General features: G+C 58.1%; 28 protein-coding genes. 18 read left to right on the top strand and 10 right to left on the bottom strand.

Annotation, left to right across the window (positions count from 1 at the left end; translation table 11 throughout):
* Positions 1-54 precede the first annotated feature (54 nt).
* The 7 genes from flhA to LZP73_RS08440 are packed head-to-tail and all read right to left on the bottom strand — an operon-like array spanning position 55 to position 6294.
* On the bottom strand, positions 55-2136 hold the full coding sequence (gene flhA, locus LZP73_RS08470) for a flagellar biosynthesis protein FlhA (protein WP_234234179.1): 2082 nt from the start codon (positions 2134-2136) through the stop codon (positions 55-57).
* Positions 2137-2151: 15 nt separating this feature from the next.
* The gene (gene flhB, locus LZP73_RS08465) at positions 2152-3282 is read right to left on the bottom strand and encodes a flagellar biosynthesis protein FlhB (RefSeq protein WP_234234178.1); all 1131 of its coding nucleotides are present in this window, start codon (positions 3280-3282) and stop codon (positions 2152-2154) included.
* Positions 3279-4058 carry a flagellar biosynthetic protein FliR gene (fliR, locus tag LZP73_RS08460; RefSeq protein ID WP_234234176.1) on the bottom strand — a complete coding sequence of 260 codons (780 nt, stop codon included), beginning with the start codon at positions 4056-4058 and terminating at the stop codon, positions 3279-3281. The genes flhB and fliR overlap by 4 nt, the downstream gene beginning before the upstream one ends.
* Position 4059: 1 nt before the next feature.
* Entirely contained in the window at positions 4060-4329 is a 270-nt protein-coding gene (locus LZP73_RS08455; RefSeq protein ID WP_169565481.1) for a flagellar biosynthetic protein FliQ, read from the bottom strand.
* A gap of 3 nt (positions 4330-4332) precedes the next feature.
* A complete protein-coding gene (fliP, locus tag LZP73_RS08450; RefSeq protein WP_169565480.1) occupies positions 4333-5061 on the bottom strand; it encodes a flagellar type III secretion system pore protein FliP in 729 nt (242 codons plus the stop codon).
* A 2-nt stretch (positions 5062-5063) separates the two neighbouring features.
* Positions 5064-5420: a flagellar motor switch protein FliN gene (fliN, locus tag LZP73_RS08445; protein WP_326490334.1), complete on the bottom strand. Its 357-nt coding sequence runs from the start codon at positions 5418-5420 to the stop codon at positions 5064-5066.
* On the bottom strand, positions 5413-6294 hold the full coding sequence (locus LZP73_RS08440) for a FliM/FliN family flagellar motor switch protein (protein ID WP_234234173.1): 882 nt from the start codon (positions 6292-6294) through the stop codon (positions 5413-5415). The genes fliN and LZP73_RS08440 overlap by 8 nt, the downstream gene beginning before the upstream one ends.
* 664 nt (positions 6295-6958) lie before the next feature.
* Here LZP73_RS08440 and LZP73_RS08435 point away from each other — a divergent pair.
* Genes LZP73_RS08435 through LZP73_RS08400 form a run of 8 tightly spaced genes read left to right on the top strand, consistent with a single transcriptional unit; the run spans position 6959 to position 14649 of the window.
* The gene (locus tag LZP73_RS08435) at positions 6959-7822 is read left to right on the top strand and encodes a MotY family protein (protein ID WP_326490333.1); all 864 of its coding nucleotides are present in this window, start codon (positions 6959-6961) and stop codon (positions 7820-7822) included.
* Positions 7823-7836: 14 nt separating this feature from the next.
* Positions 7837-9147 carry a sigma-54 dependent transcriptional regulator gene (locus LZP73_RS08430; RefSeq protein WP_234234276.1) on the top strand — a complete coding sequence of 437 codons (1311 nt, stop codon included), beginning with the start codon at positions 7837-7839 and terminating at the stop codon, positions 9145-9147.
* Between the two features lie 25 nt (positions 9148-9172).
* Positions 9173-9511, top strand: a complete 339-nt coding sequence (gene fliE / locus LZP73_RS08425) for a flagellar hook-basal body complex protein FliE (RefSeq protein ID WP_169565475.1) — start codon at positions 9173-9175, stop codon at positions 9509-9511.
* Between the two features lie 12 nt (positions 9512-9523).
* Positions 9524-11209, top strand: coding sequence for a flagellar basal-body MS-ring/collar protein FliF (gene fliF, locus LZP73_RS08420; RefSeq protein WP_234234170.1), 1686 nt, complete (start codon positions 9524-9526; stop codon positions 11207-11209).
* Between the two features lie 19 nt (positions 11210-11228).
* The gene (locus LZP73_RS08415; protein ID WP_234234274.1) at positions 11229-12215 is read left to right on the top strand and encodes a flagellar motor switch protein FliG; all 987 of its coding nucleotides are present in this window, start codon (positions 11229-11231) and stop codon (positions 12213-12215) included.
* Entirely contained in the window at positions 12215-12925 is a 711-nt protein-coding gene (gene fliH, locus LZP73_RS08410) for a flagellar assembly protein FliH (RefSeq protein ID WP_234234168.1), read from the top strand. Before LZP73_RS08415 ends, fliH begins: the two co-directional genes overlap by 1 nt.
* Positions 12915-14249, top strand: coding sequence for a FliI/YscN family ATPase (locus LZP73_RS08405; protein WP_234234166.1), 1335 nt, complete (start codon positions 12915-12917; stop codon positions 14247-14249). The genes fliH and LZP73_RS08405 overlap by 11 nt, the downstream gene beginning before the upstream one ends.
* Complete coding sequence (locus LZP73_RS08400) at positions 14230-14649, top strand: flagellar FliJ family protein (RefSeq protein ID WP_234234164.1); 420 nt, start codon at positions 14230-14232, stop codon at positions 14647-14649. The genes LZP73_RS08405 and LZP73_RS08400 overlap by 20 nt, the downstream gene beginning before the upstream one ends.
* Before the next feature lie 11 nt (positions 14650-14660).
* On the opposite strand, the gene LZP73_RS08395 is transcribed toward LZP73_RS08400, so the two are convergent.
* From LZP73_RS08395 to flgA, 3 genes are all read right to left on the bottom strand, one after another.
* Positions 14661-15125: a flagellar protein FlgN gene (locus tag LZP73_RS08395; RefSeq protein ID WP_234234162.1), complete on the bottom strand. Its 465-nt coding sequence runs from the start codon at positions 15123-15125 to the stop codon at positions 14661-14663.
* Positions 15118-15390: a flagellar biosynthesis anti-sigma factor FlgM gene (gene flgM, locus LZP73_RS08390; protein ID WP_234234160.1), complete on the bottom strand. Its 273-nt coding sequence runs from the start codon at positions 15388-15390 to the stop codon at positions 15118-15120. The genes LZP73_RS08395 and flgM overlap by 8 nt, the downstream gene beginning before the upstream one ends.
* Positions 15391-15500: 110 nt before the next feature.
* The gene (gene flgA / locus LZP73_RS08385; protein WP_234234158.1) at positions 15501-16238 is read right to left on the bottom strand and encodes a flagellar basal body P-ring formation chaperone FlgA; all 738 of its coding nucleotides are present in this window, start codon (positions 16236-16238) and stop codon (positions 15501-15503) included.
* Positions 16239-16333: 95 nt separating this feature from the next.
* On the opposite strand from flgA, the gene flgB reads away from it, so the two are divergent.
* Genes flgB through flgK form a run of 10 tightly spaced genes read left to right on the top strand, consistent with a single transcriptional unit; the run spans position 16334 to position 24123 of the window.
* On the top strand, positions 16334-16684 hold the full coding sequence (gene flgB, locus LZP73_RS08380) for a flagellar basal body rod protein FlgB (protein ID WP_234234156.1): 351 nt from the start codon (positions 16334-16336) through the stop codon (positions 16682-16684).
* Between the two features lie 8 nt (positions 16685-16692).
* Positions 16693-17112, top strand: coding sequence for a flagellar basal body rod protein FlgC (gene flgC, locus LZP73_RS08375; protein ID WP_169565465.1), 420 nt, complete (start codon positions 16693-16695; stop codon positions 17110-17112).
* Entirely contained in the window at positions 17113-17769 is a 657-nt protein-coding gene (locus LZP73_RS08370) for a flagellar hook assembly protein FlgD (protein WP_234234153.1), read from the top strand.
* A 22-nt stretch (positions 17770-17791) separates the two neighbouring features.
* Complete coding sequence (gene flgE / locus LZP73_RS08365) at positions 17792-19000, top strand: flagellar hook protein FlgE (protein ID WP_234234151.1); 1209 nt, start codon at positions 17792-17794, stop codon at positions 18998-19000.
* Positions 19001-19011: 11 nt separating this feature from the next.
* Complete coding sequence (locus LZP73_RS08360) at positions 19012-19746, top strand: flagellar basal body rod protein FlgF (RefSeq protein WP_234234149.1); 735 nt, start codon at positions 19012-19014, stop codon at positions 19744-19746.
* 11 nt (positions 19747-19757) lie between these two features.
* On the top strand, positions 19758-20543 hold the full coding sequence (gene flgG / locus LZP73_RS08355) for a flagellar basal-body rod protein FlgG (protein ID WP_169565461.1): 786 nt from the start codon (positions 19758-19760) through the stop codon (positions 20541-20543).
* Positions 20544-20553: 10 nt separating this feature from the next.
* On the top strand, positions 20554-21219 hold the full coding sequence (gene flgH / locus LZP73_RS08350) for a flagellar basal body L-ring protein FlgH (RefSeq protein ID WP_234234147.1): 666 nt from the start codon (positions 20554-20556) through the stop codon (positions 21217-21219).
* A 14-nt stretch (positions 21220-21233) separates the two neighbouring features.
* Entirely contained in the window at positions 21234-22349 is a 1116-nt protein-coding gene (locus LZP73_RS08345) for a flagellar basal body P-ring protein FlgI (RefSeq protein ID WP_234234145.1), read from the top strand.
* Positions 22349-22753 carry a rod-binding protein gene (locus LZP73_RS08340; protein ID WP_234234143.1) on the top strand — a complete coding sequence of 135 codons (405 nt, stop codon included), beginning with the start codon at positions 22349-22351 and terminating at the stop codon, positions 22751-22753. The genes LZP73_RS08345 and LZP73_RS08340 overlap by 1 nt, the downstream gene beginning before the upstream one ends.
* The gene (flgK, locus tag LZP73_RS08335; RefSeq protein WP_234234141.1) at positions 22750-24123 is read left to right on the top strand and encodes a flagellar hook-associated protein FlgK; all 1374 of its coding nucleotides are present in this window, start codon (positions 22750-22752) and stop codon (positions 24121-24123) included. The genes LZP73_RS08340 and flgK overlap by 4 nt, the downstream gene beginning before the upstream one ends.
* Positions 24124-24126 lie beyond the last annotated feature (3 nt).

Below are 24126 nucleotides of genomic sequence, written 5' to 3'. Positions count from 1 at the left end.
GGCGATCACCCGGCTTGCGATGCGCCCGTCCGGCTTCAGCTGCGAGCCGGACGTTTAGCCCAATTGACCTGCGATCATCAGTTCCTTGGTCTCAGGCACTTCGTTGTAGGACAATACATGCAGTCCCCGGGCGAAGGCCAGGGCATAACGCGCCAGCAGGGGCCTGAGCTGCGGTGACACCAGCAGGATGGGGCTGTGGCCCTTGTCCTTGGTCTCGCTCAGCAGCTGTGGCATGCGCTGCTGCAACTGTGCCAATAGGTTGGGTTCGACCGGGAAGCTGTCCAATGCCACCTTGCCCTGTTGTTGCGACTGGTTCAGTGCCGTCATCAGTGTCTGTTCCAGCTCAGGGGTGAGCGTCAGCACATTGAGCTTGGCGCTGTTGCCGGCAATCTGTTGCAATATGCTGTTGCGCAGGGCGCAGCGCACATCGGCCGCCAACAGCACAGGATCTTTGCTCTGTTCACTGCACTCCAGCAAAGTGGTGGCTATGGTGCGGATATCCTTGAGTGGGACTTGTTCCTTGAGCAGCAAGCGGAACACCTTCAGCAACTGGATAGGCGTCAGGGCCGTGGTCAAGGACTCCGCCAACTTGGGCGCCTGTTTGCTGAGCCTGTCGGTCAGCTGCATTATATCGTCGTGTTGCAACAGCTCCGACAGGGACTCCCTCAGCTGCTTGCTGACATGGGTCGCTATCACGGTGGCGTTGTCGACCACAGAGTAACCCAGGTTGAGCGCCTTGGCCTTGAGCTCGGGCGCGACCCAAACCGCATCCATCTGGTAGGCTGGCTCCTTGGTGAGTATGCCGTCTATCTCGCCATAGACAGGACCACTCTTGATGGCCAGCAAGTGCTCTGGCTCCAGTTCCGCATAGGCGACCTGGGTGCCCATGAAGTTGATTTGATAGGCATTGGGTGCCAGCGCCAGGTTGTCGCGCACCCTGACCTCGGATAACAGGAAGCCTGCCTGTTCCGAGAGGGTGCGGCGTATGCCGGTCAGGCGTTTCTGCAATTCGGCGCCCTTGGTTTTTTCGACCAGATGCACCAGTCGATAACCCAGGCGCACTTCGATTATGTCGGTGAAAGGCAGAGCGTCCCAGCTCGGCGCCGAGGGTTCGGTGAGATTGTGTTCCAGCACCTCATCGGCACTATCGTCACTCAATTGGGGCAAGTTGCGGCTCTGCCGCCAGGCGGCGAAGCCGAGCAGCACGGCGAACGACAGGAATACCAGCGCCGGCATGCCGGGGGTGATGCCGAGGATCCCCATGACTATGGCCGCTGTGCCCAGGGTCTTGGGATTGGCCAGTAATTGGCGGGTCAGCTGGGCGGGCATTTCTTCGGCGTCGGATACCCGGGTCACTATGATGGCGGCGGCGGTGGCCAGCAACAGCGAAGGTATCTGTGCCACCAGACCATCACCTATGGTCAGCAGGGCGTAAGTCTTGAAGGCCTCGGCGGCACTCAAGTCATGCATGAAGATGCCTATGCTGATCCCGCCTATTATGTTGATCGCCAGGATCAGCAGGCCGGCGATGGCATCACCGCGCACAAACTTGGACGCCCCGTCCATGGAACCGTAGAAGTCTGCTTCCCTGGCGACATCCTGGCGTCTGACTCTGGCCTGCTCATGGGTCAGGGTGCCGGCATTGAGATCCGCATCTATGGCCATCTGCTTGCCGGGTAAGGCATCCAGGGTGAAACGCGCCGAGACCTCGGAGATGCGTTCGCCGCCCTTGGTGATGACCACGAAGTTGATGATCATCAGGATGAGGAAGATGACGGCACCCACCACATAGTTACCGCCGATCACTACCTCACCGAAGGCCTGGATCACCCGCCCGGCAGCGTCGCCGCCCTCGTGGCCTTCTATCAGCACCACCCGGGTGGAGGCGACGTTCAGCGTCAGGCGCATCAGGGTCGCCAGCAGGAGCAAGGTAGGGAAAACCGAGAATTCCAGCGGGCGTCTGATGGAAACACTGACGAGCAACACCAGCACAGAGAGGACTATGTTGAAGGTGAATAACACGTCCAGTAACCATGCCGGCAGCGGCAGGATCACCATGGCCAGAATGGCGAGCAGCATCACAGGGATGCCGATGGCGCTGTAATTTCCTGAAAAGGTGCGTGATAGCCAGTTCATAGGTTAAGCAATCCTTTAATCGTGTCGCAAGTGAGGAGGAATGAAGAAGTGGGGCAAAGGCTCGGGCCGTTGTTGCTGGCCCTGGCGTGACGCTTTTATCTGCATCACATAACTGAGTACATGGGCGATGGCGGTAAACAGGGCGCCGGGGATCTGTTGATCTACCTGGGTCGAATGGTAAATGGCCCTGGTCAATGCCGGAATTTCGATGATCTCCACATTATGCTGTTTGGCCAGCCGGCGCATGTAGAGGGCCAACTCTTCGGTGCCTTTGGTCAATACATAGGGGGCATCCGCCAGAGCGGGATCGTATTTCAATGCCACAGCGTAATGGGTTGGATTGACCATCAACACATCCGCCTTGGGAATGTTGGTATCGGCCCGTGAGCGCGCCATGCGCTGCTGTAATTGGCGTATCTTGGCCTTGATCTCCGGCTTGCCATCCTGTTGCTTATGCTCGTCCTTGATTTCCTGGCGTGACATGCGCAATTCTTGGTGGTGATGCCAATATTGATAGGGCACGTCGATGAAAGTGATCAGCAGCAAGCCCGTCCCCAGATATAACATGCCCTCGGACAGCAACTTCATGCCCTTGGCGACCGCCTCATTGATAGGCAACTGGCTGTAACCCAAGAGATCTTGCAGATGACTGTTGAGGAAGGTCAGCATTATGCCGACCAACAGCAGGATTTTGAGCACAGACTTGAGCAGCTCGACCAGGGAGCGACTCGAGAATATTCTGCCTATGCCGGAAACGGGATCTATGCGGCTGTATTTGAAGCCGACATTGCCGAAGCTGAATACCGGGCCGCCCGGGAGGGCGCCGGCGATGGCGGCGAGCAAGGCCACCATGATAAACAGCGGAGCGAGCAAGTCCAGCATATGCAGCAAGCTTGCGCCCAGATGACGGGTCATGACATCGGCCTGATTCAATTCTGTCTTGGTCAGGCTGAAGTTGTATTCGAGCAGCTCACTCACCTGGGTGGCAAACCAGTCGGCACTGGAGGTCAGCATCACAGAGCAGCCGATGATCAGTGCCGAAGCGGCCAGATCTTTGGATCTTGGGACCTGCCCCTGTTCCCTCGCCTTGCGCAGCTTCTGCGGCGTCGCCTGTTCGGTTTTATCCTGTTTATCCGTCTGACTCATGGATGACCGCCGATGAATTGATGCATGGCCGTCAGGGCATCCAGGCAGATGTCGCTGTAACGGCTGGGGATACCGCTGAGGGACAGGAGCACACACAGGAGCCCCATCAGCATGGTCATGGGAAAACCGAGGGCAAAGATGTTCAGCGAAGGCGCGGCGCGGCTCAAGACACCGAAGGTGATGTTGACCAGCAGCATGGCGAGCACCGCCGGGATGGCCAGCATGAGGGCGGCGGAAAACAGCCATCCCACCCTGGCTACCAGCCCCAGCAGCGGCAACTCGAACAGACCTGTGCCTATGGGCCAGAGACGAAAGCTGTCGACCAGCACGCCCAAGGCCACCAGATGGCCGTCGAGCGCCAGGAAGATCAGGGTGCCGAACAAGAGGAACCAGCCACTCAGTATGGGGTTGGAGTTGCCGTTGGCTGGGTCATTCATTACCGCCATCGCCAAGCCCATCTGCATCGACATTATGGTGCCCAACAGGGTCAGCACATGCAGCATCAGGCTCAGAAACAGTGCCAGCATGAAGCCGATGAGCAGTTGTTCTATGGCCAGCAGCAAGGCGGTCAATGACAGGGCATCGACTTGGGGAACCTGGGGCAGCATGGGGGCCAGCAACGCCGCCAGACATAGGGCGAACAAGATCCTCACAGTCACAGGCACGAAGGCGTTGCCCAATAAGGGCATCACCAGGAAGGCGCCCATGAGGCGGCAGAAGGGCCACCAGAAGCTGCCTATCATAGCGCTGAGTTGGGTCGAGGTGAGGGAGAGCATGTCAGCCTATGATGTGCGGAATGTTCATGAACAGCCGGTCGAACAGATCGGCCAGTTGTTGGATCAGCCAATGGCCGGCGAACAGCACCATCAGCAGGGTGATGATCAGCTTGGGCAGAAAGCTGAGGGTCTGCTCGTTGACCTGGGTCGCCGCCTGAAACACGGCGATCAGCAGCCCCAGGAGCAAGCCTGGGGTCACCAGCACGGCCACCATGGCTATCACCAGGTACATGGCATCGGCGAACATGGATGTCAGTTCATTGATGTCCATGGGCTACCCGAAGCTGGCGGTCAGGGTGCTGACTGTCATGGACCAGCCATCGACCAGCACGAAGATCATCAGTTTGAAGGGCAGCGAAATGATCAGCGGCGACAGCATCATCATCCCCATGGACATCAACACGCTGGCGACCACAAGATCTATTACCAGGAAAGGCAAGAACAGCAGGAAGCCTATCTGGAAGGCGGTCTTGAGTTCGCTCAGCACGAAGGCCGGCATCAACACGAAGAAAGGCACATCCTCGGCCTTGAGATCTGTGGGTTCCCCGGCAATTTTCAGCATCTGCTCCAGATCTGTTTCCCTGGTTTGGGCCAACATGAAGCGGCTCAAGGGGACTTTGGCAATGGCCACCGCCTGGGTCAATTCTATCTGCCCCTGGTCATAGGGCTGGTAGGCGTCTTTATATATGCTGTCGCCGACCGGGCGCATGATGAAAATGGTCAGCACCAGGGCTATGCCAACCAGAACCTTGTTCGGTGGGCTCTGCTGCAATCCCAGGGCTTGCCTCAGTATGGCCAGCACTATGATGACCCGGGTAAAACTGGTCAACATCATGAGCAAGGCCGGCAGGAAGCTTAACGCCGTCATCAGGGCCAGGATTTCCAACTTGATGTTGACGGCCTGACTCTCCTGACCATTGTCGAGCGTGAATAATGTGAATCCGTCGGATGCATAAACCTGAGGAGCCAACAAACAGAGGCACAGTATCAGCGCTCGCAGCATAGTCAGTCGCTCGCTCCACCCAGACCCAGGTCTTCAACTTCCAACAGGCGCACACCGTAACGGCCGCCGACTTCCACCACTTCACCTTTGCCCAGGAGTGCACCGTTGACTCTGATATCCAGGGGTTCACCCACCATGCGATCCAGGGCTATGACGTCCCCCTCTCCCATGCGGGTGAGTTCACCCAGAGACATCTCGGCGCTGGCGAGCTCCAGGCTGACCTGAACCGGCAATTGTTGAAAGAAAGAGATATCTTTCAATGGTTTGTTGGTTTTCTTTGGGGCGGCGAAATCATCTTCGGCGAAAATGTCATCGTCCAGCAGAAACTCATCATCCGTTAATGTGTGTTGTTCAGCCAAGGTTAGTGTCCTCCTGTTGGGATATGTCTTGGGTCAATTTGGCCACCATCTGTCCTTCATGACTGTGTACCGTTGCGTAAAACAAGGGCCGTTTCCCTACGGTCAGCAAGGTTTTGGGGTGCAGATTGATAGGGATGATATCGTCGACTGCGAGTCGATTGAGGGATTGCACCGGCATGCCATGTCGCCCGAGCGTCAGTTGCAGGGTGAGAGGCAAGTGCTTCAGCCACTGGTTCAACCTGATGGGCAAGTCGCCACTGGCTTGGGCTTGTTTGGGTTGCTCGGCCATGAGTGCCAGCAAATGCTCCGTCATGCAGAACAACATGGGTGGCGCCAGGTTATCGGCGCCGAAATCGATCGACCACACGGCGGGTGCATCCAGTGTCATGGTGCCGGCCACCAGTGTAATTTCCAGCTGCTGGACATCTATCAGAGTCGTTGGCAGTTCGGCCACGGCCGCGGTGAAGAGCTTCTTGGCTAACCTGAACTCGGATTGACTGGGTTGCCTCAGTGGCGAATGCAGCGGGGTGGACAGGCTGCCGTAATAGCTGCTGGCCAGCTGATCCAGGCTGCAGCGATCGATTCGCCACCAGCCGAGCGTCTTCTGCTGGTATCTGAGGGCAAACCAGGCGTGATGGGGCTCAGGCAACTGTGGACCCGCGGGTTCCGTCAGGGTCATGGCGCAGGCTGCCCCATGACCGCCACGCCCCAGTGGGGCCAGAATGGCGTTGATCGCGTCCAGCAGCGCACGTCTGCTTTGAGTCAGTTGTTGCAATAAACGCGTTCTGGCAAGCTTCTCCTGTACCAGCATGATGGGCCGGACTCTCGGGCCTGTGTTTGCCTTGAGGAGCCTGGCCGTTGCCGTAGTCTTCATGTTTTACTCCGCATCAAAGGCAAGATCTGCCATGCTTAAAAAATCAGTATTAGTTTTAAAAACATGAATACTAAAGTCATTGTCGTTTGTTATTCAATGACCTTTACACCTTGCTGAAAATATAAAAAACACATGAATGCATTTGGATTCGAAATAGATAATTCTATTTTTAATGTTTATTTTCCACTGTAATTTACACATGCGAGTTTTTTTGGTTATTTTATGATCAGCCTTGGGTGTCAAATATTTGTCGAATGCCTATGTTTGCCATTTTTATGGCAATAGTTATTTTTTTGACTGCCATTTTTTATTTTGACAAGCCTTTTGAAGGCCTGATGAAATAAGGCCGACAAACATAGCAGTCAAGCCTAAATGTTACAATGATTTAAACACTTGCAAATGCATCTATTTTTAAAATATTGTTTTGTTGACAAAATATCTGACGTATCATTAAAGTTAACCATTGGCTAACACTCGCGTTGCCCTGTGTCTTTCGCGTTATACCGTCATCTGTACTGTTTTTATGGGATTTTTTATGTAGCTTGGGATTTTCCCTGTTTCGGAAGGGAAGTCACTCTGTGGTAAAACTATCTGCACTATATTGGCAATAAGATAAGCCCAAGGCTTTTCTCAACATAATAATAATGCCAGAGGTTATAAGTTTATGCCTGTAGTTGTTCGTTTTGCGTTTTTATTTTATTGTGTCCTTCAACTCAATACTTCGATGGCGGCTCAAGAGGTTAGCCATTATAAAACACCCCTGGATGCAGCCGAATGGCTTTTTAGTGGTGATGCCTTCGGTTGTAAAGTCAGCCATAGGGTCGCGGGTTTTGGCCAGATGCAATTGCTGGCCCTGCCGGGTCAACCCCTGGCATTCCGGCTGGTTGCAGATTGGTTGCCACTGGATGACAAAAGGATCACGGCCAGGACAGTCGCTCCCGCTTGGCATGACTCCCGCAGCGGCCTGGTGACCTCCATGTCGGCGCAGGCCTATATCGCCACCGAGTCGCAGCATGCGGAACAGTTTCTCGAAGCCTTGGAGCGCGGCAACGCCTGGCAGTTAATCGTCTTCCAAGCCGAAATCCCCCTATACCAAATTGATTCCAGTCCGCTGGCGACCCAGGCCGCGGCCAATGCCCTGCGTCAGTGTCGGCGAAATTTACTGCCCCAGCCTTTCTCCTATGTGCGTCAACGAGAGTTTCGTTTCCCCCAGGGCTCGGATGAGCTGGATGAGCAGGCCTTAAAGGATATTCGTGCCATAGGTGCCTATGTGCTGGCCGATAAGGGGGTGAGCCAGGTGTTGGTCGATGGTCATACCGACAGCAGCGGCGATCACCTGGTTAACCTCATGCTGAGCAAGCAGAGAAGCGATGAGATAGCGGCGCGCCTGATCGAGCTGGGTGTGAGCCGGGACAAGATCCAGGTGCGCAGTCATGGCGCCAGGTATCCCAAGGCCAGCAACGCCACAGAGTCCGGACGTCTGGCCAACCGCAGGGTGAGCGTCCGTTTGGTTAAGGAAGTGCAGTGATGGGGCGAAGCGGCATGAGTCATCTCAGCATCAGGGTCGTAGGTTTGGACTTACCCGCCAGGGTTGCAGATGAGCTGCAGCAGTCAGGCATGAGGTTTTGGGATGAGTCCCCGGAGTTGCCCTGGTTGACTCTGGTCGCCCTGTCTGACTGCCGGTCGAGCGATGTCGCCGAGCGCCTGGCCCGGCATCCGGGACAGAATCAGGTGGCCCTGTTGGCGCCTGAGCAGAGTGAATTGGCCGCCGCCGCCATGCGGGCCGGGGTGCAGGACTATCTGTTGATCCCCGTGGCCGCCGAGCAGTTGCTGGCCTTGATCCACAGATTGCATAGGTTGGAGCAACCCGACACAAGTCTGGTTGTCGCCGCCGCCGTCAGCCGGCAACTCCTGATGCTGGCACACCGCGCCGCCGCCACGGAGGCGAGCGTGTTGTTATCCGGCGAGAGCGGCACAGGCAAGGAGCCGCTGGCGCATTATATTCATCGTCACTCTTCCCGTGCGGATAAGGCCTTCGTCGCCATCAATTGCGCGGCCATCCCGGAAAGCATGCTGGAATCCGTGCTCTTCGGCCATGTCAAAGGCGCCTTCACCGGCGCCATAGGCGATAAGCCGGGCAAGTTCGAACAGGCCAATGGCGGCACCCTGCTGCTGGATGAGATAGGGGAGATGCCGCTGTTGCTGCAAGCCAAATTACTCAGGGTGTTGCAGGAACGTGAGGTGGAGCGCCTGGGTGGACACCAGAGCATAGCGCTGGATATCCGGGTGATAGCCTCGACCAACAAGGACCTGCGCCAAGCCGTCGACGAGGGCAGCTTCAGGGAAGATCTCTTCTATCGCCTGGACGTGCTGCCGCTGAAGATCTCCCCCTTGCGGGAGAGAAAGGCCGACATACTGCCGCTGGCGGAGCATTTCCTGCGCCTATACGACACTCAGGATGCCGGCAATGCCAGCTATTTCAGCGACCATGCCCGCCAACTGCTGGTGGCACACGAGTGGCCGGGCAATGTCAGGGAACTGGAAAACTGCATCCAGCGGGCGCTGGTGCTGCGCCGGGGGCAGGCGATTCAGGCCGCCGAGTTGGGCCTGACTGCCGACAAGGATACGGTCGCGCCCGAGACAGACTCTGCTCCCTCTGGCCTCAAGGCCTCCAAGCGTCAGGCCGAGTTTCAATATATCGTCGACATACTCAAACGTTGCAGCGGGAATCGCAGCCACAGCGCCGATGCGCTGGGGATGACCACCAGGGCGCTGAGATACAAGTTGGCGCAGATGCGGGATGCCGGCATAGACGTAGATCAATTATTACAGCGTGCCGGTCATGCGGCTTGAAGCATAGATAACAATAGGAATAGATATGGTTAATGGGACGAGCGTCAGTCCGAATGCCCTGATGGATACCCTGAGTATTCATCGCGAGATAGCCAAGGGGGCGATCAGCATAGCGACCAATCCGGCCGACAACGGCATGGCGGTGGGATCTTTTACCGAGCTGATCAAGCATAAGATTGCCGAAATCAATCAAGATCAGAACCATTCCTCCATGCTGATGCGGGCCGTCGACAGCGGCAAGAGCGACGATCTCGTCGGTGCCATGGTGGCATCGCAGAAGGCCAGCCTGTCATTTTCGACCATGATCCAAATCCGTAATCGCCTGGTGCAAGCCTTTGACGATGTAATGAAAATGCCCGTGTAAGGAGGCGTTTGAATGTCTACTACTCTTATTCAATCGGGCCAGGAGCTCGACGGCACTGTCTCGGGTCCCGGGCTGCTGTCCGGTGCGGCGCAAACATGGCGCCGCTTCAATCGCGGCGATCGCCAGGTGATGGTGCTGGCCCTGCTGGCAACCGTGGTGGCGAGCGTGATAGTGCTCATGCTCTGGACCGCGAGCCAGGGATACCGACCCCTGTACGGCAGCCAGGAAAATGTCGAGACTTCCCAGGTCATAGAAGTGCTGGAAAGCGAAGGGATCAACTATCAGCTGGAGGCCAACACTGGATTGGTGCTGGTGGTCGAAGATCAACTGGGTAAGGCGCGGATGTTGTTGGCGGCGCGGGGCGTCAAGGCCAAGGTACCCTCGGGCATGGATGAGCTGGACAACACAGGGCTGGGTACCAGCCAGTTCATGGAACAGGCCAAGTATCGCCACAGCCTGGAAGGGGAACTGTCACGCACCATAATGACCCTGAAAGCCGTGCGTGCCGCCCGGGTGCATCTGGCTATCCCCAAGCGCACCCTGTTCATTCGTCAACAACCCGAGTTGCCGACCGCCTCCGTGATGCTGCAACTCTATTCAGGTTCGAACCTGACCGAATCCCAGGTCGAGGCCATAGCCAACCTGGTTGCCGGCAGTGTGACAGGCATGACGCCAACCAACGTCAAGGTGGTGGATCAGAACGGGAATTTCCTCAGTGCCGCCATGACGGAAAACCAGGACATCACCCAGGCCAGGGACCGCCAGCTGCAATACACCCGGGAGCTGGAACATAGCCTGATGACCAATGCCGCCGCCATGTTGGAGCCCATTCTGGGGCAGGACAATTTCCAGGTGCGGGTGACGGCCAAGGTCAACTTCAACCAGGTCGAAGAAACCAAGGAGTCCTTGGATCCCGAGGGCGTGATGACCCAGGAGCGCACCAGCCTGGATGATAACGACAATGGCGCGGCCATAGGCATTCCCGGCGCCCTGAGTAATCAACCGCCGCAAACCAACGACAAGACCCAGGACGAGAAGAGCCGTAACTTGCGTCAGGAAGAGAGCCGTCAATACGACGTCGGCCGCTCGGTGCGCCATATTCGCTATCAGCAGATGCAACTGGAGAACCTGTCCGTGTCTGTGCTGGTCAACGGCACAGCGGCCGTCGGCCTGACAGGCGAAGAGGCCCAGCTGACCAAGCTGGGCAACATGGTGAAGGATGCGATCGGCTTCTCGGCGGCCAGGGGAGACAGCTTCAGCATCAACGCCTTCGACTTCGCCCCAGTCACTGTGGCCGAGTTCAGCCCCATGCCCTGGTGGCAGGCGGAAGATTACCAGGCCTACCTGCGCTACCTCATAGGCGGCCTGTTGGGGCTGGGATTGATCCTCTTCGTGCTGCGTCCCCTGGTATCCCACCTGACCCGCACGGCGCAAAAGCATGCGGATGCGGCCGGTGTCGATGTTGCGGCGGCCCTGGCGGTGGAAAATGCCGCCGTCGCAGCCGCAGCCGCGGCAGAGCCGGCTCAGGACAGCGAACGTCAGCTGCCCAATGCCGACTGGCTCGGCAGTCAGGGCTTGCCCGAACCCGGTTCTCCCCTGACGGTCAAGATGGAACATTTGAGCCTGTTGGCCAATAAAGAGCCGGCGCGTGTCGCCGAAGTGATAGCCCATTGGATAGGTGACAGAGACGGTGAATAACAAGGACCCGGAGATCAAGATGGATAATTATGCCCAGGCCGCCATGTTGCTGCTCAGCATGGGAGAAGAAGGCGCCGCCATGGTGATGGCACATCTGGACCGCAACGATGTGCAGCACCTGAGCCATAAGATGGCGCGCCTGTCCAGTATCACCCAGCAGGAAGCCGAAGCCGTGCTGAGCCGGTTCTTCCTGCGATATCAGGAACAGTCGGGCATCGCCAGGGCATCGCGTTCCTACCTACAGAAAACCCTGGATATTGCCCTGGGTGACAGAATTTCCAAGAGCCTGATAGACAATATCTATGGCGATGAGATCAAGACCCTGGTGAAGCGTCTCGAATGGGTCGAACCTCAGTTATTGGCCAGGGAAATCACCCATGAGCATAGCCAGTTGCAGGCCGTCCTGCTCGGTCTCCTGCCGCCGGAGAGCGCGGCGCGGATCCTCAAAATGCTTCCCGCCGTCAGCCAGGATGAAGTCCTGGTGCGCATCGCCCAGTTGGGTGAATTGGATCGCCATGTGGTCGACGAATTGCGTCAGCTGGTGGAGCGCTGCATGCTGATGGCGATGGAAAAGAGCCACACCCAGGTGGCAGGCGTCAAGCAGGTGGCGGACATACTCAATCGCTTCGAAGGCGATAGGGAGCAACTGATGGAGATGCTCAAGCTGCACGACAAGCAGCTGGCCAGCGACGTGACAGACAATATGTTCGACTTCATCATTCTCGGACGCCAGAAGTCTGAAACCTTGCAGAGCCTGTTTGGTCAGGTGCCGTCGGACACCCTGGCGCTGGCACTCAAGGGCATAGATTATGAGCTGAAAGCCATCTTGCTCAATGCCTTGCCCAAACGCATGTCTTCGGCCGTGGAGACCCAGGTCGACGCCTTGGGCAGCGTGCCCGTCAGCCGGGCCAACATGGCCCGCAAGGACATAATGGAATTGGCGAAGCAGTTGATGCAGGAAGGTGAGATAGAGTTGCAACTGTTTGAAGAGCAGGTGGTGAGCTGATGGATACTAAAGCGTCCCGTTGGCGCCTGGATGGCAAATTGGCCCGTCGCTACCGTTTTCCGCCACTGCAGAGCGAGGCCGCCCCCGGCTCGACTGCCGAGAGCGGCTGGCAAGATTACCAGCAGGCCTTCGATCAGGGGTATGACGAAGGAGTGCAGGAGGGGCGGAGCGCCGGCTATGAGGCAGGTGCCCAGGAGGGCCGGACCGCCGGGCATGCCGCCGGCTTCCATCAGGGGAAACTCGAAGGCCAGCAGGCGGGCAGGAGCGGCATAGATGCACAGCTCAATGAGATGATAGCGCCGCTGGGGGCCCTCAAGGAGTTGCTCGAAGAAGGGCATAGCCGGCAGGTACAGGAACAGCAGACGCTGATCCTGGATCTGGTGCGGCGGGTGTCGCAGCAGGTCATACGTTGCGAGCTGACCCTGCAGCCGCAGCAGATCCTCAAATTGGTCGAAGAGACCCTGAGCGCCTTGCCCGACGATCAGGCGGACATCAAGATCCACCTGGAGCCGACCGCAGTGCTCAAGCTCAAGGAGTTGGCGGAAGATAAGATACGCGGCTGGAACCTGGTGGCCGATGCCGCCATTTCTGCCGGCAGTTGCCGCATCGTCAGCGACAAGTCCGATGCCGATGCCTCGGTCGAAACCCGGCTCGATGCCTGCATGCAGCAGGTGGAAGCCAAGCTGAACGAGGCGGAACTTGAATCCTGAGGCGCCGCAGTTCGACTGGCCCAAGGTCCCGGTGGCCCGAGTCTATGGCCGCCTGACCCGGGTCAACGGCCTGCTGCTGGAGGCCGTTGGCTGCCAGCTGGGCATGGGGGACCGTTGCCAGATAGAGGGACGCAATGGCCGGCTCATCGAAGCCGAAGTCGTTGGTTTCCATAAAGACGTACTCTGCCTCATGCCAATAGAGCCCACCCAGGGACTGATGCCAGGGGCCAGGGTCTTGCCTATTCTTGAGCAACAGACACTGACCCTGGGCGATGGTTTGCTCGGGCGTGTGCTCGATGGTCTGGGGCAGCCGCTGGATAACTTGGGCGAGCTGACCCGGGTGTCCAGCGTGCCCCAGGCAGATACCAGTTATAACCCCCTGCTGCGGCAACCCATCAAACAGGCGCTCGATGTCGGCATCAGGGCGATCAACGGCCTGCTGCCCATAGGCCGAGGTCAGAGGTTGGGGCTGTTTGCCGGTTCGGGTGTCGGCAAGAGCGTCTTGCTCGGCATGATGACCCGCTTCACCGAGGCCGACGTGGTGGTGGTGGGGCTGATAGGCGAGCGGGGCCGCGAGGTCAGGGAATTTATCGAAGAGACCCTGGGTGAGGAAGGCCGGCGCCGGGCCGTGGTGATCGCCGCCCCCGCCGATACCACGCCCTTGATGCGCCTGCGGGCCATGCGTCTATGTCATGCCATCGCCTGCGGCTTCAGGGATCAGGGCAAGCAGGTCTTGCTGCTGGTGGACTCCCTGACCCGTTTCGCCCAGGCGCAACGTGAGATAGCCCTGAGCCTGGGTGAGCCGCCGGCGACCAAGGGCTACCCGCCCTCCGCCTTCGCCCAGTTGCCCAGACTGGTGGAGATGGCCGGCAATGGCCGACATCCTCTGGGCACCCTGACTGCCTTCTATACCGTATTGACCGAGGGGGATGATCAACAGGATCCCGTCGCAGATTCGGCCAGGGCCATACTGGACGGCCACATAGTGCTGAGCCGCAGCCTGGCGGAGCGGGGGCATTTCCCCGCCATAGACGTCAATGCCTCTGTGAGCCGGCTGGCGACCCAGATAGCCGATGCCGGCCAGCTGGAGCAGAGCCAGATACTGAGGCATCTGCTGAGCCGTTATAACGAAGTCAGGGAGCTCTTGCCCCTGGGCGGTTACCAGGCGGGGCAGGACCCTGAGATGGACTTGGCGGTGCAGGCCTATCCCGAGATGGCCAAATTTTTGCGTCAGGGCACCCAGGATAAGATCACCAGGGAACAGAGCCTGCAACAGCTGCAACAACTGCTGGAAGTGATGGGCTATGCGCCGACAACTGTCTAGGTTATGCCAGCAGGAAGAGAAGAAGCTGGCCCAACTTGGGCGGCAGCGTGACGAGTTCACCCGGCGTCTGCAACAGAACCGCCAGCAGCACCAGGCCCTCAGCCAGCTTATCGTCGATTACACAGGCCAGTCATTTGGTGGCAATGCCATGCTGTGGCAAAACGCCAGCCAGATGGCCCAGACGCTGGAACCCATGAAGGCCAAACTGAAGCAACAACAGGCATTGTTACAACAGGAGCAGCTGCGCATGGAGGGACTCTGGCGCAAGCAATTGGGACGGCAACAGGGGTTGAAATGGTTGCAGGGCCAAACCCTGGCGGCCGAGCTCGAACGTTTGGCGCGCCGGGAACAGGCGGCGGTGGACGATATGGCGGGCTTCTACGCCAGGACTAAGGTGTAATGCGTCTGCCGTCAGCGATTAGGATGTGACGCGCCATAATCTATCTGCTGATGCTGGCTGTCCGGGTAGAGCAGATGATTGAGGGTTTCCTGCTGCATGACCAGCAAACGGCCGTTGACCTCGTTGGCTTGCTGACAGTCTTTCACCGACAGCTGCAGATTATCCCATTGCAGTTTTATCTGGGACCTCAGGTGATCCGGCAGGGCTGAAATCAGCCGTTTCATGCCGCTGTTATCTCCCTTGAAGCCCAAGGTTGTCAGACTATCGCTGCGCTGTTTGGCTCTCAGGGCCAGCTTGTTACACAGGGCAGTTTGCCTGGCATTGTGGGCCGTGAGTCCCTGATTGTCTGTGCGCTGCATCAGTTCTCTTTGATACTTGAGCATGCTCTTCAACTGGCTGTAGCCTTCGAGATCCTGGCGAATATCGCGGATCAGTCCCTGCACCAGCTCGCGTTTGTTAACCTGACCCTTATCCATGCTGGCTGATCATCTTGTCGGCTATGGCGCTTAAATCCAGGTCGAAACTGCCATCCTTCAGTGCCTGACGCAGGGCATCGACCTTGGCGCTGTCGACATCCGCCAGCTGGCCCAAGTCCTGCTGTGATTGCTCCAGCAATTGCCAGTCCTGGCTGATGACTTGTTGGGGCGGCAGATGACTTATCTCCTGGGGCGGCGCACTCGCCCTGCTCTTGCCCGACGTCATTTCAGTACTCAAGGTACTGCCGATCTTGTGTATTTCCATGATATTCACTCAATAAACTGCTCAATACCTCCTATAGGCGACGCTATGGAGCCGGGACTGAAATTTTTTTTGGCTTTTGCTGTGTATTTTTTTTCCACACCCTTTGCGGCTCAAAACTGCGTCTTCACCCTGCCCTTGGCGAAGGGATAGGCAGTGATGATCTTGCCCGAGCTGATGTTCTTGACCCTGATGGGTTCACCCTCCTTGCCCGAATCCAGGGCCACCCCCCTCATCTTGGCATGAAAGCCCTGGCTGCCGGCCTCTATCATCACCTGATCCCCCAGGTTGACCAGCTGAGGGGCGCTGAGATAGACGGCGCGTATGGGTTTGTTCTTGCGCAGCCTGCGCACTACCTGGCGTCCCAGAATATAAGCTTCCCGGGTGAGCAGATCCTGATCTACCGGCCGCAATGGCAGCATCTTCCACTCGATATCGGCCGCGGTCACTGTCTCATCCCTGAGCAAGGTATGGGTGACGACCGGCAGATAGGCGCTGACGCTGACCTTGGCCCTGACATACAGGGACCAAGCCGGGGAGGCGCAGCTGAGTTTACGCTGCAGGCGGCCGAAGGGCAGCCCCTGGCCGGCTTCCACCAGCAAAGCCTGTTTGCATGGCGCCAGGGTGTCTGTGCCCGGGGGCAGTTGAATCGAGATCTTATGGCTGAGCCTGGCAATCTCCTGTTGGCTCTGCCAGCGACTCAGTTCGGCCGTGAGCGACCCGGTGATTTCCGCCGTCAGCTGTTCCGCCGCGGAGCGCTGGCTTGCGGCGCCGGCATCAAGCGGAAGTAAAACCAGGGCCGTCAGCAGCAAGTAGGAAGCAAAGGTTCCGTTACCCGCAGTGAATTTCATTTAACACTATGTTTTTGTTTGTAAAAATTTATTGGCATATTAATTGGATGCTCATGGTTATCGACATCAATGGGCATACATTACTAGGAGTTGAGATGGCTATCAACCTCGATGCGGCGCTGGGGATCCACCCCCAGACCCTGGACTTCAGAGTGGAGAGAAGCAAGGTACTGGCGGGCAATCTGGTGAATGCCGAGACCCCTGGCTACAAGGCCAGAGATCTGGACTTCAGCACCGTCATGGCGCGGATAGATGCCGGCATGGCCGCCAAGGGCCATTACGACATAGGCTACCGTGTGCCCTATCAGAACTCCGCCGACGATAACACGGTCGAGTTGGGCAAGGAGCAGGCCAGGTATTCGCAGAATGCCATGGATTATCAGACCAGCCTGACCTTTCTGAATATGAAAATTGCCGGCCTCAAATCCGCCATCGAAGGACGCTAGGAGCCCCTATGTCATTTGGAGAGATCTACCAGATAGCCGGTGCCGGGATGAATGCCCAGACCATACGCCTGAATACGGTTGCCAGTAACCTGGCCAATGCAGGCGCCGCCGCCGAGACCCCGGAGCAGGCCTACCGGGCGCTGAAACCCGTCTTTGCCACCGTCTATAACCAATTGCAGCAGGGTAAGGCCATGGGAGCCAGTGTCGAAGTCGCCGGCATAGTCCAGGCGGATGCGCCGCTGGATATGCGCTATGAGCCGAATCATCCCTACGCCAATGCCCAGGGTTATGTGGCCTATTCCAACGTCAACACGGTCGAGGAGATGGCCGACATGATGGCGGCCAGCCGCTCCTTCGAAACTAGTGTCGAAGTGATGAACCGCGCCCGCTCCATGCAGCAAGGCCTATTGCAATTGGGGAATAAGTAGATGGAAATCACCAACACAGGCCAGCTCCAGAACCCAGCCGACGCCCTTAAGGTGCCGGGCAACGATGCGGCCTCGCTGAAGAATGAATTCATGACCCTGATGATCGCCCAGATCAAGAATCAGGATCCGACCAAGCCCATCAACAGCGCCGAATATGTGTCGCAGCTGGCGCAATTTTCCCAGGTGGAGAGCCTGGAGAAGATGCGCGACAACCAGTCGAGTCAGATGGTGATGATGGAAAACCTGGGCATAGTCCAGTCGGCCTCGCTGATCGGCAAGAGCGCCATGGTGCCGGCCTCCGGCCTGCAGCTGAGCGATGAGGCCGTAGATGGCAAGGTGTTCCTGGAAAATGCGGTCGAAGATCTGGATATCCAGATCCTCAACCAGCAGGGCACTGTGGTGAAGACGGTGAAATTGGGGGCGCAACAGGCGGGAGATATCCGCTTTTCACTCGACCCCAAGGCGTTGGGACTGACCGAAGGCAAGTATGAGCTCAAGGCCAGCGCCACCCTGGGTGACTCGGCCCTGATTGCCCCTACCTACATCAAGGCGCCGATAGAAAAGATTCATTTCTCCAGCGCCTCGGGAATGATGATGGCCGAGATGGGCCATGGCCTGGGTGTGGTGTCTGTACTGAATATTTCTGAAGTTTCATAAACCAATTTCATAGGATATAGAGATGTCATATAACATAGCTTTGAGTGGCCTGCAGGCGACGACCCAAGATCTGAACACCATAAGCAACAACATAGCCAATGCGTCGACCGTGGGTTTCCGTGGTGGCCGCAGTGAGTTTGCCGCCATCTATAACGGCGGTCATGCGGGTGGCGTCAGCGTGATGTCGACCAGCCAGAACTTCTCCAAGGGCGGCAGCCTGACCTATACGGGGCGTCAGTTGGACATGGGGATCCAGGGCGACGGTTTCTTCGTGCTCAAGGGCCTGGATGGCGGCGCCATGTATGCCAGAGCCGGCATGTTCCATCAGGATGCCAAAGGTTATGTGATAGATCCCGTGGGCAATCGCTTGCAGGGCTATGCCGTGGGTGCCGCCGGCCGCTTGCAGACGGGCAGCACGGGGGATCTGCAGGTGCAAACCGCGTCCCTGGCCGCCAAGGCCACCACGGATGTCGGCCTGGTATCCAACCTGGATGCCAGGGTGGATGTGATAGATCCCCTGGTGACCCCCTTCGATGCGACCAAGATGGACAGTTACCATTCCTCGGGTACAGTCAGTGTCTACGATTCCCTGGGCACAGAGCATGCCCTGACCCAGTACTATGTCAAGACGGCGCCCAACGACTGGAGCGTGCACTACATGATGGACGGGGTGGATGTCACCCCTGCCGGTGGTCATCAGCTGAACTTCGATTCCAACGGGGTGTTGACCGGCGGCCAGAGCCTGACGCTGAACATCAATGATCCGGCTATCCTGGGCGGTGCCTCGGCGTTGAACTTCGATGTCAATTATGACAAGAGCACCCAATATGCCGCCACTTACAATAATTCCAGCCTGAGTCAGGACGGTTACACCTCGGGCGATCTCAAGGGCGTGCGTCTGGATGAGAATGGCCTGCTGTTCGGTACTTATACCAATGGCCAGGAGCAATTGCAGGGCCAGGTAGTGTTGGCCAACTTCAGCAATCCCAACGGCCTGGAGCCTGTCAGCAACAATGCCTGGGTGGCCACCAACACCGCCGGCCAGGCCATCACAGGCTCTCCGGCCACAGGCACCATGGGCACCATCACAGGCGGTTACCTGGAAGGCTCCAACGTGGATACCACGGCCGAGATGGTTAACCTGATGTCGGCACAGCGCAACTACCAATCCAATGCCAAGGTGCTGGATGTTAACTCCACCATGCAGCAAGCCTTGCTGAACGCCATCTAAGGGTCATAGCTATGGAAAAAATGCTCTATACGGCGGCCAGCGGCGCCGTGCGCATCCTGGAGGCCCAGAGCATCAGGGCGAATAACCTGGCCAATGCCGAGACCACGGGCTTCAAGGCGGATCTCGAGCGGGTCAAGGCCATGCCCTTGCCTGGCGCTGCCGGCAGTTTCAACACCCGGGTGCTGGCACAGACCCAGGGCAGTGGTTTCAGCCAGCAAAGCGGGGTGATGAATCCCACCGGGCGCAAGTTGGATCTGGCCATCAGGGATCAGGGCATGTTCAGTGTCATGGCCGATGGCGCTGAAGCCTATACCCGCGCCGGTGCCCTGGTGGCCGATGCCGAGGGGCAGTTGACCATAGATGGCCGCCCTGTGCTGGGGGTCGATGGGCCGCTGGTGCTGCCCGAGTACAAAGATCTCTTCATAGGCGAAGACGGCACCATCAGCGTCTTGCCGTCGGAAGGCGGCGTCATCGCTGAAGTCGGCAGATTGAAGCTGGTCAACTCGGATCTGGCACAGATGCAGAAGGGGCAGGACGGTCTGCTGTATCGCCGCGACGGCCAGGCATTGGCGCAGGATGGTGAGGTCAGGGTCGACAGCGGCTTCCTCGAGGCCAGCAATGTGCAGGCGGTGACCGAGCTCATAGCCTCCATGGATCTGAGCCGCCAGTTTGAAATCCAGGTGAAATTAATGAAAAGCGCAGAGAAGCTGGCCGATGCCGGCAATCGTCTGCTGCGTAACGTGTAAGGACAGTTAGCATGCAATCAGCTCTATGGGTGAGTAAGACAGGCCTGACGGCCCAAGATACCAAGATGACCGCCATTGCCAACAACCTGGCGAACGTGAATACCACGGGCTTCAAACGCGACAGGGTGGCCTTCAATGACCTCTTCTACCAGGTGCAGCGTCAGCCGGGCGGTCAGGTCGATGAGCTCAACGAGCTGCCTTCCGGTCTGCAGTTGGGCACGGGCACCAGAGTGGTGGGTACCCAGAAGATTTTCACCACGGGCGACATGCAAACCACCAACCAGCAGCTGGATCTGGCCATCGAAGGCCAAGGTTTCTTCCAGGTGGAGGAGCCAAACGGCGAGCAGGCCTATAGCCGTGATGGCCAGTTCTATCGCAGCAGCGAGGGCCTGATGGTGACCTCCCAGGGCCTGCCTTTGGTGCCTAACATAGTGATCCCAGAGGATGCCTTGTCCGTGACTATCGCCACAGATGGCTTGGTGACGGCGCAGATGGCGGGTCAGGCAGATCCCCAGGAACTGGGACAGATCACCCTGGTCAACTTCACCAATCCCGCCGGCCTGCAGGCCAGGGGCGATAACCTCTACCGTGAAACCGCGGCCTCGGGCGTGGCGGTGGAAGGGGTGCCAGGCGATCAGGCCCTGGGTGGGCTGCGTCAGGGAGCACTGGAAGGAGCCAACGTGAATGTGGTCGAGGAGATGGTGGAGATGATTTCGACCCAGAGAGCCTATGAAATGAACGCCAAGGTGGTATCTGCCTCGGATGACATGCTCAAGTTCCTCAACCAGTCACTATAGGATAGAACCTATGCGTTGCTTATCTCTGCTGGTCTGGGTATTACTCTTGTCTGGTTGTATCTCGGCCTTTCCCGAGCCCCAGACTCAGCCTGGTGGTGCCGAGTGGGCGCCGCCCGAGATCGACTACAGCCTGCCCGATGCCAAGGACGGCAGCCTGTATCGCCCAGGTTATATGTTGACCCTGTTCAAGGATAAGCGGGCCTTCCGTGAAGGCGATATCCTTACCGTCGCCCTGGATGAGAAGACCTACTCGAGCAAGAAAGCCGACACCAAGACCAGCAAGGGGCAGGATCTGGCCCTGGGGCTGAGTGGGGCGGCCGGCAGCGAAGACTTCAGCACCGAGGGCAATGCCTCCATGAGCCGCGGCTTCAATGGCACAGGCTCCAGCACCCAGCAAAACCAGTTGTCCGGCTCCATTACCGTGACTGTGGCCAAGGTGCTGCCTAATGGTGCCCTGGTGATCCGCGGTGAGAAGTGGCTCAGACTGAATCAGGGCGATGAGTTCCTGCGCCTGCTCGGGCTGATCCGTATCGATGACATAGGCAACGACAACACCATCTCCTCCCAGCGGATTGCCGATGCGCGGATCATCTATGGTGGCCAGGGGGCGATAGCCGACAGCAATGCCATGGGCTGGGCGTCGCGTTATTTCAACAGCCCATGGTTCCCGCTCTAGCCAAGGATTTTTGCATGCTACGTTTTTGTTTATTGTTGGCGCTCCTGTGGAGCAACCTGTTGCAGGCCCAGGATCAGACGCGTTATCTGATGGATATAGTCGACGTCCAGGGGATACGTGATAACCAGCTGGTGGGCTATGGTCTGGTGGTCGGCCTCAATGGCAGCGGTGATCGCTCCCAGGTCAAGTTCACCAGCCAGTCCGTGGTCAACATGTTGAAGCAGTTCGGGGTGCAGATAGATGGCAACACGGATCCCAAGCTGAAGAACGTCGCCGCGGTGGCAGTGCATGCCACTGTGACGCCCATGGCGAGTCCGGGACAGACCCTGGATGTGACTGTGTCTTCTTTGGGAGACGCCAAGAGCCTGCAGGGCGGCACCTTGCTGATGACGCCGCTGCGGGCCGTCGATGGCGAGATCTACGCCATAGCCCAGGGCAACCTGGTGGTCGGCGGCATCTCGGCAACGGGCCGCAATGGCTCATCGGTCACAGTCAATGTGCCGACCGTGGGAACCATTCCCAACGGCGCCCTGCTCGAGGCCGCTATCCACAGCAGCTTCAACGATAACGACGACATAGTGCTCAACCTGAAACAGCCCAGCTTCAAGACGGCGCGCAACATAGAGCGTTCGGTGAACGAGCTCTTCGGTCCGGATGTGGCCCGCGCCCAGAGTCATGCCAAGGTGTTGATACATGCACCCGAGTCCAGCCGTGACAGGGTGACCTTCATGTCCATGCTCGAAGAATTGCAGATAGTCCAGGGGCGCCGCAGCCCAAGAATCGTATTCAACAGCCGCACTGGCACTGTGGTCATGGGCGGCGACGTCGTGGTGCGTAAGGCCGCCGTCAGCCATGGCAACCTGACAGTCACCATCGTCGAGCAGCAGAATGTCAGTCAGCCCAACGGTGGCTACTTCGGCGACAACAAGGGCAAGACTGTGGTCACCAACGACAGTCAGGTCTCGGTAGAGCAAGGAAACAATCACATGTTTGTCTGGCCGGAAGGCATAGCGATAGAAGAAATAGTCAAGGCCGTGAATAGTTTGGGTGCTGCACCCATGGATCTGATGGCGATCCTCGAGGCGCTCGACGAGGCCGGGGCGTTGGAAGCTGAATTGGTGGTGATCTGATGAAACTGGAAAATAACCCAGGCTACCTGAATCAACTCAACGCCGGCGATCTGATCAAGGCCAACGGAGAGCAGGGGGCGCTCAAGCTGGTGAGTCAGCAATTCGAAGCTCAGTTCCTGCAGACTGTGCTCAAGCAGATGCGTTCGGCCTCGGATGCCATGGCCGATGAGGATAGCCCCTTGTCGTCCAAGAACGACGGTTTGTACCGGGATCTGCACGATGCCGAGCTCGCCAGCCGTCTGAGCCAGATACAGACCATGGGCTTGTCCGAGGTGATGACCAGACAATTGAGTGCCAGCCTTAAGTCAGGCGCAGATCCTGTCGCCTTTGATCCTCAACAGATGACAACGACAGCGATGCAGCCCGCACTCAGGGTGCCGCCGCTCCCTAAGGACGCTAAATGAACATGTTTAACATAGGCAAGTCGGGGCTGCTCGCCAGTTCGGCGGCCCTCAATGCCACCTCCAATAATGTCGCCAACGCCATGGTTGCCGGCTATTCGCGCCAGCAGGTGATGACCAGCTCAGTCGGTGGTGGCGCCTATGGTGGCGGGGCCGGGGTGTCGGTCGATGGCATGCGGCGTATCTCGGATCAGTACGAAGTGGCCCAGCTGTGGCAAACAACCAGCGCCGTCGGTTTCGGCAAGGTGCAGAGCAGCTACCTGGGGCAGGCGGAGCAGGTCTTCGGGTCGGAAGGCAATAACATTGCCAAGGGGTTGGATCAGCTGTTTGCTTCCCTCAATGCCGCCATGGAGCAACCTAACGTCATCGCCACCCGCCAGGGGGTGCTGAACGAAGCCAAGGCCTTGACCCAGCGGGTGAATTCACTCAACCAGAGCATAGAGGCCCAGCGTGGCCAGATCAATGGTCAGCTGGGGGCCGCCGCCAAGGAAGTGAACGCTCAGCTGAGGAACATAGCCAAGTTCAACCAGGACATTCAGGCCGCCAGTGCCACTGGCACAGTGCCGGCCGCGCTGCAGGACAGCCGCGATGCCGCAGTGGATGAATTGGCCGCGATTCTGGATATCCGGGTGGTCGAGGATGCCCAGGGGATGGTGAACATCTCCCTGGCACGGGGCGAACCGCTGCTGTCGGGCAATACGGTTGCGACCCTGGCACAGGTGCCGGATCCCGCCAATCCCCAGGACAGCCTGGTCGATATCCAGTTTGGCAAGAGTCACTTCACAGTGGAGCGCACCGCGGGTGGCAGCATGGGGGCCCTGCTGGATTATCGTGATATCCAGTTGGCCAACTCCCAGAGTTATGTCGACGAGCTGGCGGTGCAGTTGGCGACCGAGTTCAACACGGCACTGGCAGGAGGTACGGATCTGTCCGGCGCCGCGCCGACCCAGCCGCTGTTCAGCTATCAGCCGGGAAATCCGGCGGGCAGCCTGACAGTGACTGCCGGTTTCCCCCCCGAGGCGCTGGCATTTGGCTTGGATGGTACCCAGGGCGATAACGCCAACCTCAAGTCGCTGGTGGCCTTGGCCAACAAAGATCTGAACTTCACCAGCCTGGGGGCCAGCACGAGTTTTTCCGAATCCTACGCCAGCATGGTGGGTCAGTTGGGTTCGGCGTCGCGGCAGGCGATAGTCAACGCCAAGACCAGCGTGGATCTGCAAACCGAGGCGCAGTCCCAATGGGCCAGCACCAGCGGGGTGAATATCGACGAAGAAGGGGTCAATTTGATCATCTATCAGCAGTCTTACCAGGCCAACGCCAAGGTGATCTCCACCGCCGACCTATTGTTCCAGACCATGCTTAGCAGCTTTTAAGGA

Origin of the sequence: Shewanella sp. AS16, assembly GCF_021412365.1 — a bacterium.
GTDB classification, from domain to species: Bacteria; Pseudomonadota; Gammaproteobacteria; order Enterobacterales; family Shewanellaceae; genus Shewanella; species Shewanella salipaludis.
This window is presented reverse-complemented; position numbering and strand designations above follow the sequence as displayed.